Below are 6,265 nucleotides of genomic sequence, written 5' to 3' on the forward strand. Positions count from 1 at the left end.
GATTACCAGAAGCCGGCCATCCGCCTCTCGGCCCTCATGGGTGTCCCGTCCATCTACGTCTGGTCCCACGACTCCATCGGCCTGGGCGAAGACGGCCCCACCCACCAGCCGGTGGAGCAGCTCGCCACCCTGCGCGCCATCCCGGGCCTGGATGTCGTCCGCCCGGCCGACGCCAACGAAGTGGGCATCGCGTGGAAGACCATCCTGGAGAACCACGAAAACCCGGCCGGCATCGTGCTGACCCGCCAGAACGTGCCGGTCTTCGCCCGCGGCGAAGGTGCAGCCGAGGGTGACACCTTCGCGTCCACCGCCGGCGTGGCCAAGGGTGCGTACGTTCTGGCCGAGGCTTCCAGGGACGGCGCCACCGTCCCGGCGGATGTCATCCTGATCGTCACCGGATCCGAGGTCCAGCTGGCCGTGGCGGCCCGCGAAAACCTGCAGGCCGAAGGCATCGCCACCCGCGTTGTCTCCGTGCCCTGCGTGGAATGGTTCAAGAAGCAGGACGCCGAGTACCGCGAGTCCGTGCTCCCGTCTGACGTACGGGCCCGTGTCTCCGTCGAGGCCGGACTGGCCCTGGGCTGGTCCGAGTTCGTCGGCGACGCCGGCCGCTCCATCAGCCTCGAGCACTATGGCGCCTCCGCCGACTACAAGCGCCTGTTCCAGGAGTTCGGCATCACCGCGGAAGCAGTCACCGCCGCGGCCAAGGACTCCCTCGCCGCCGCAGGCATCTAACCCTTCGCAATCACTGCGGCCGGGGTCGCGGGACGGGCCTCCTGGCATCCCGCGGCACCGGCCGCAGCCGTCACCGGCACCACTTTCATAGGAAGAAGCAGAAGACATGACCACTCCCACCCAGCAGCTCTCCGACGTCGGCGTTTCCATCTGGCTCGACGACCTCTCCCGTGCACGCCTCACCAGCGGCAGCCTCGCCAAGCTGATCGAGGAAAAGAACGTCGTCGGCGTCACCACCAACCCGTCGATCTTCCAGGCCGCCATCACCTCCGGCAGCGACTACGACGCCGCGATCGCCGCACTCGCTGCACAGGGCGCCGGCCTCGAGGAAACCATCTTCGAGATCACCACCACCGACGTCGCCGACGCCTGCGACTTGTTCGCCCCGATCGCCGCGGCCACTGACGGCGTGGACGGCCGCGTGTCCATCGAGGTCGACCCGCGCCTGGCGTGGGACACCGAAGGCACCATCGCCGAGGCGAAGCAACTGTTCAAGAAGGTGGACAAGGACAACGTCCTGATCAAGATCCCCGCCACCCTCGAGGGCCTGAAGGCCATCACGGCCGTGCTCGGCGAAGGCATCAGCGTCAACGTGACCCTGATTTTCTCCCTGGAGCGCTACCGCGCCGTGATCAATGCCTTCCAGTCCGGCCTTGAACTGGCCCGGGACAACGGCCACGACCTGTCCAAGATCCACTCGGTCGCCTCGTTCTTCGTCTCCCGCGTGGACACCGAAATCGACAAACGGCTGGACGCGATCGGCACCCCCGCAGCCAAGGCCCTCAAGGGCAAGGCCGGCGTCGCGAACGCCCGCCTCGCCTACCAGGTCTACGAAAAGCAGTTCTCCACCGAACGCTGGGCCGCCCTGGCCGCTTCCGGCGCCCGCGCACAGCGTCCGCTCTGGGCCTCCACCGGAGTGAAGGACCCGTCCCTGCCGGACACCCTCTACGTCACCGAACTGGCGGCCGACGGCGTCGTGAACACCATGCCGGAGAAGACCCTCGACGCGACGTTCGACCACGGCGTCGTCACCGGCGACACGCTCACCGGGACCTACACCGAAGCAAACACCGTCCTCACCGCGCTCGAACACCTCGGGGTGTCCTACAACAACGTCGTGGCCCTCCTGGAATCCGAGGGCCTGGAGAAGTTCGTGGCCTCCTGGAAGGAACTTCTGGCCGACGTCGAAGGCGCCCTCGCCGCCGCACGCCGGGCCTCCTAACCGCCGGGCCTCCTGAAACACCGTCGTTTCGAGGGTGTGGAGACCCCACCGGGGTCCCCACACCCTCAGCCAGCTCACCGAAAGGCAGTGACCATGTCCCCTTCACCCCTGACCTGCTGCATCAACCCCAGCATCCTCTCCGCCGACTTCGTCAACCTCGAAGCAGAACTTGCCCGCATCAGCAACGCCGACGCCGTCCACGTCGACGTCATGGACAACCACTTCGTCCCCAACCTCACCATCGGCCTGCCCGTCGTCGAACGCATCCAAAAGGTCAGCCCCGTCCCCCTGGACGCCCACCTCATGATCGCCGACGCCGACACCTGGGCACCCCGCTACGCCGACGCCGGACTGCACTCGGTCACCTTCCACGCCGAAGCCGCCACCGCCCCCATCAAACTCGCCCGCGAACTGCGCGCCCGTGGATCCAAAGCCGGCATGGCCCTCCGGCCCGCCACCCCCGTGGAGCCCTACCTCGACATCCTCCCCGAACTGGACATGCTCCTGATCATGACCGTCGAACCCGGCTTCGGCGGACAAGCCTTCCTCGACGTCATGCTCCCCAAGATCCGCCGCGCCCGCGCCGCCGTCGACGGCTCCGGAGTGAATGTCGCCATCCAGGTGGACGGCGGCATCACCGAAGAAACCATCGTCCGCGCCGCCGAAGCCGGTGCCAACGTCTTCGTCGCGGGGTCCGCCGTCTACGGCAAACCCTCCCCCGCCGACGCCATCGAATCCCTCCGTACCAACGGCCAGCTCGCATTCGGCTGACCACCCACGACAAACACCACACCCCAGGAAGGCAGTCTTATGAGCCAGACGTCAGATTCTTGTCTCGACAGGTGGATGGGCCGGGAAGCCCTCGCCGAGGCCATGATTCCGGTGATCGGCCGGCTGTACCGCGAAAACAATGTGGTGACGAGCATTCATGGCCGCAGCCTGGTCAACAACTCGACCATGAACATCCTCAAAGCGCACCGCTTTGCCCGCCGCATCAGCCACAGCGAACTCCCGCTGGAGGAGACGGCCCCCGTGCTGGACGCACTGGCGCGGCTGGAGCTGGGCGCCGCCAACATTGACGTTGCGCGGCTCACCCAAAAGTACGCGTCCGACGGCGGCGGCCAGTCATTGGAGGAATTCCTCCTCATTGAGCTGGCAGAGATCGTCGGGAAGCGGGGCGCCGACCACCGCGGCAGCACCGACGTCGTGCTTTACGGCTTCGGCCGCATCGGCCGCCTGCTGGCGCGCCTCCTGATCGAAAAGGCCGGCGGCGGGCACGGGCTGCGGCTGCGCGCCATCGTGGTCCGCAAGGGCTCCTCCAACGACCTCGCCAAGCGGGCCAGCCTGCTGCGGCGGGACTCCGTCCACGGGCCGTTCGAAGGGACCATCCGGGTGGACGAGAACGCCAACACCATCACGGCCAACGGCGTGGAAATCCAGGTCATCTACTCTGACGACCCGGCCGGTATCGACTACACCGCGTACTGCATCCACGACGCGCTCGTGGTGGACAACACCGGCCGCTGGCGGGACGCCGAGGGCCTGTCCCGGCACCTGCAGAGCAAAGGCGTGGCCCGTGTCCTGCTGACCGCGCCGGGCAAGGGCGGCGTGAAGAACATCGTGCACGGCATCAACCACGGCACCATCGAAGACTCGGACGCCATCGTCTCAGCGGCGTCGTGCACCACCAACGCCATCACCCCGGTCCTGAAGGCCGTCAACGACAGGTTCGGCCTGGTCCACGGCCACGTGGAAACCGTCCACTCCTTCACCAACGACCAGAACCTGATCGACAACTTCCATTCAGGTGACCGGCGCGGGCGTTCCGCCGCCTTGAACATGGTGATCACCGAAACCGGGGCAGCGAAGGCCGTCACCAAGGCCCTCCCGGAACTGGAAGGCAGGCTCACGGGCAGCTCCATCCGGGTCCCCACACCTGACGTCTCCCTGGCCATCCTGAACCTCAACGTGGCCACCGTGACCACCAAGGACGAGGTCAACACCTTCCTGCGGGAAATGTCGCTGCACTCGGAGCTGCGCGAGCAGATCGACTACATCGACTCCCCCGAAGTTGTCTCCACGGACTTCGTGGGCTCGCGCCGCACGGGCATCGTTGACGGCCTGTCCACGATCTCGAACGGGCGGAACCTGGTCCTGTACGTCTGGTACGACAACGAGTTCGGCTACAGCTGCCAGGTCATCCGGGTGATGGAAGAGATGGCCGGGGTCAACCTGCCGTCCTACCCGGTCAAGGATCACGCCGCCGTGCGCCAGGCCCTCATGGTCTGACGCCCGGTAGTACGAGGCTCCGGACGGCTGATGCCGTCCGGAGCCTCTTAGTGCCCGGCGACTAGTGCCCGGCGACCGGGTCGATCGCGACGGTGCTGCCGGATACTCCCCACTCCCGGCCGGATTCGGTCACCGGCCTTGGGGGCTCGGCCTGCTGGCTCAGCCCTTGGCGGGACGCGTGCGGGCCAGGGCGGTGGCGCCGGCACCGAGGCCGATCAGCCCGGCACCCAGGCCGAACCAGCCCGCCGTCGAGCCGCCGTCATTGGAGGCGGACGCAGCGGCCGGCGCGACAGTTGCAGACGGGGTCGCCGCCGCGTGGTGGCCGGCCGCCCCGGCGTCCTCGGCTGTGGTCACGAAGGAAGGCGCCGGGTGTTCCGGCTCTTCCTGGCCCTCAACCGCTTCCTGGTCCCACTTCACCACTGTGCCATCCGTGTAGCTCTGGGTAGCCGGCAGCGTCACGGTGGTACCGGCGTCGGGCAGGACGCCCACGGAGATGGAGAACGCCTGGTATTCGTGCGGTCCGATCTGGTGCTCGGCGTCGGCCGTCCACACGATGGAACGCGGTGCCTTGGTCACCGTGGCGCCGTTGATGGTCACGGGCTTGGGCAGCGCCCCCGTGATGACCCGGGCGGTCCACCCCTCCACAGGCTTCACGGACACGGAATTGAACGGGGCGTCGGCCGGCAGTGCCACTTCGAGCTTGTTCGTCTTGGCCGTGTCCGATTCGTTGGGGACGTTGAAGGTCAGGTGGGTGTAGCCGCCCGCTGCCGTGTCGTCGGGATCGACGTGGACATGGGCCGAGGCTGCGGCCGCGCCGGCGGCGAGCAGGCCGGCGGCCATGGCGGCCGCGGAGGTGGTCTTGAGGGTACGGCAAAGGATGGACTTCATGGCAAGTATGCCTTTCATGGAAAGAAGATCAGGGTCCCGGCCGGGAGTGTGACCGCCGGGATGTCGGCACAGCAATGGCCGCCTGGTCTCCTCCCGTGGCTGACGTGCCGGGGGACTCAGGCGGCGTGAATCGTCGACGGCGGCCCGCGCCGTGCGGGGATGCGCCGGACCAGTTGGTCCCGGGTCAGGACGATCGGGGCCGTGCACGGCCCCGGCACACGGGCCGGGACGATCGCGCAGGGCACGGGCAGTTCCACCAGCGGGCGCAGCCAGGCGGCCAGGGCCCACAGGGCCCGCTCGCCACGGGCGAGCACCGCAGCGGTGGCCAGGGTTGCGAGGGCGTGGGCGGCGAACATCTGCCAGTCGTCGGCTGCAGCCTGGGTTCCGGGAGGGGTCATGAAATGCCCGGTCATCAAGGGCAGCGGGTTCAGGCCATGCCCGGCATGGCCCGAAGGAGCCCGGCCGGCGAACGGCACCGCCGCGGAGAGGGCGTGGAAAGCCCAGTGCAGCCCGGCCTGCCCCGCGCCAAGAAGCCCGGCCAGGACGGGAAAGGACAAACGGAACTTGGTGGCCACCGCGACCGGCAGCACCGTCAAAGCGCACAGCCCCAGGAGAATGGCCGGTTGCGGGAGCATTCCGCCACCGGCAAGGTGGCCGCCGGCGGCCAATCCGAGGGTGACGGCGGCGATGGTCCCGGTCCGGAGCAGCCGGAAAGAAGCACGGGTGGTCATCGGTGCTCCTTTCCGGCTCTCGAATACTGCTTCACGCCATCTTAGGGACTTGTCCGGTGGTGCGCCGGACATGACTTATTAATGGGAACGGCTAGAAGGTGTGGCCCGCGGAACCCAGCTGCTTCGCAGCCTCGACGATGCGGGCGGCCATGCCGGCCTCGGCCGAGGCACCCCAGACGCGCGGGTCATAAGCCTTCTTGTTGCCGATCTCGCCGTCGACCTTCAGCACGCCGTCGTAGTTGGTGAACATGTGACCGGCCACCGGACGGGTGAACGCGTACTGGGTGTCGGTGTCCACGTTCATCTTGATCACACCATAGGAGACCGCGTCCGCGATCTCCTGGTCGGAAGAGCCGGAACCGCCGTGGAACACCAGGTCAAACGGGTTGTCCTTGCCGATCTT

General features: G+C 67.7%; 7 protein-coding genes. 4 read left to right on the plus strand and 3 right to left on the minus strand.

The genetic code is table 11. The features are described 5' to 3' along the window. The 4 genes from DWV11_RS00080 to DWV11_RS00095 all read left to right on the plus strand — a co-directional run. On the plus strand, positions 1 to 732 hold a 732-nt coding region (locus DWV11_RS00080; protein ID WP_281269584.1), incomplete at its 5' end, for a transketolase-like TK C-terminal-containing protein. A gap of 106 nt (positions 733 to 838) precedes the next feature. Then, positions 839 to 1,954, plus strand: coding sequence for a transaldolase (gene tal / locus DWV11_RS00085; RefSeq protein ID WP_115786759.1), 1,116 nt, complete (start codon positions 839 to 841; stop codon positions 1,952 to 1,954). 93 nt (positions 1,955 to 2,047) lie between these two features. Beyond that, positions 2,048 to 2,725, plus strand: a complete 678-nt coding sequence (rpe, locus tag DWV11_RS00090) for a ribulose-phosphate 3-epimerase (RefSeq protein WP_115786760.1) — start codon at positions 2,048 to 2,050, stop codon at positions 2,723 to 2,725. Between the two features lie 39 nt (positions 2,726 to 2,764). Continuing rightward, positions 2,765 to 4,243 (plus strand): glyceraldehyde-3-phosphate dehydrogenase, encoded by a 1,479-nt coding sequence (locus DWV11_RS00095; RefSeq protein WP_115786761.1) that lies wholly within the window; start codon positions 2,765 to 2,767, stop codon positions 4,241 to 4,243. Between the two features lie 159 nt (positions 4,244 to 4,402). Here the strand turns inward: DWV11_RS00095 and DWV11_RS00100 are convergent, their stop codons facing one another. From DWV11_RS00100 to DWV11_RS00110, 3 genes are all read right to left on the minus strand, one after another. Beyond that, positions 4,403 to 5,131 (minus strand): YcnI family copper-binding membrane protein, encoded by a 729-nt coding sequence (locus DWV11_RS00100; protein ID WP_115786762.1) that lies wholly within the window; start codon positions 5,129 to 5,131, stop codon positions 4,403 to 4,405. A gap of 116 nt (positions 5,132 to 5,247) precedes the next feature. Next, on the minus strand, positions 5,248 to 5,862 hold the full coding sequence (locus DWV11_RS00105; protein WP_115786763.1) for a hypothetical protein: 615 nt from the start codon (positions 5,860 to 5,862) through the stop codon (positions 5,248 to 5,250). A gap of 91 nt (positions 5,863 to 5,953) precedes the next feature. After that, the coding region (locus DWV11_RS00110; protein WP_210725628.1) for a class II fructose-bisphosphate aldolase at positions 5,954 to 6,265 on the minus strand (312 nt) is incomplete at its 5' end.

It is taken from the genome of Arthrobacter silvisoli (genome assembly GCF_003369445.1).
Lineage (GTDB): Bacteria > Actinomycetota > Actinomycetes > Actinomycetales > Micrococcaceae > Arthrobacter > Arthrobacter silvisoli.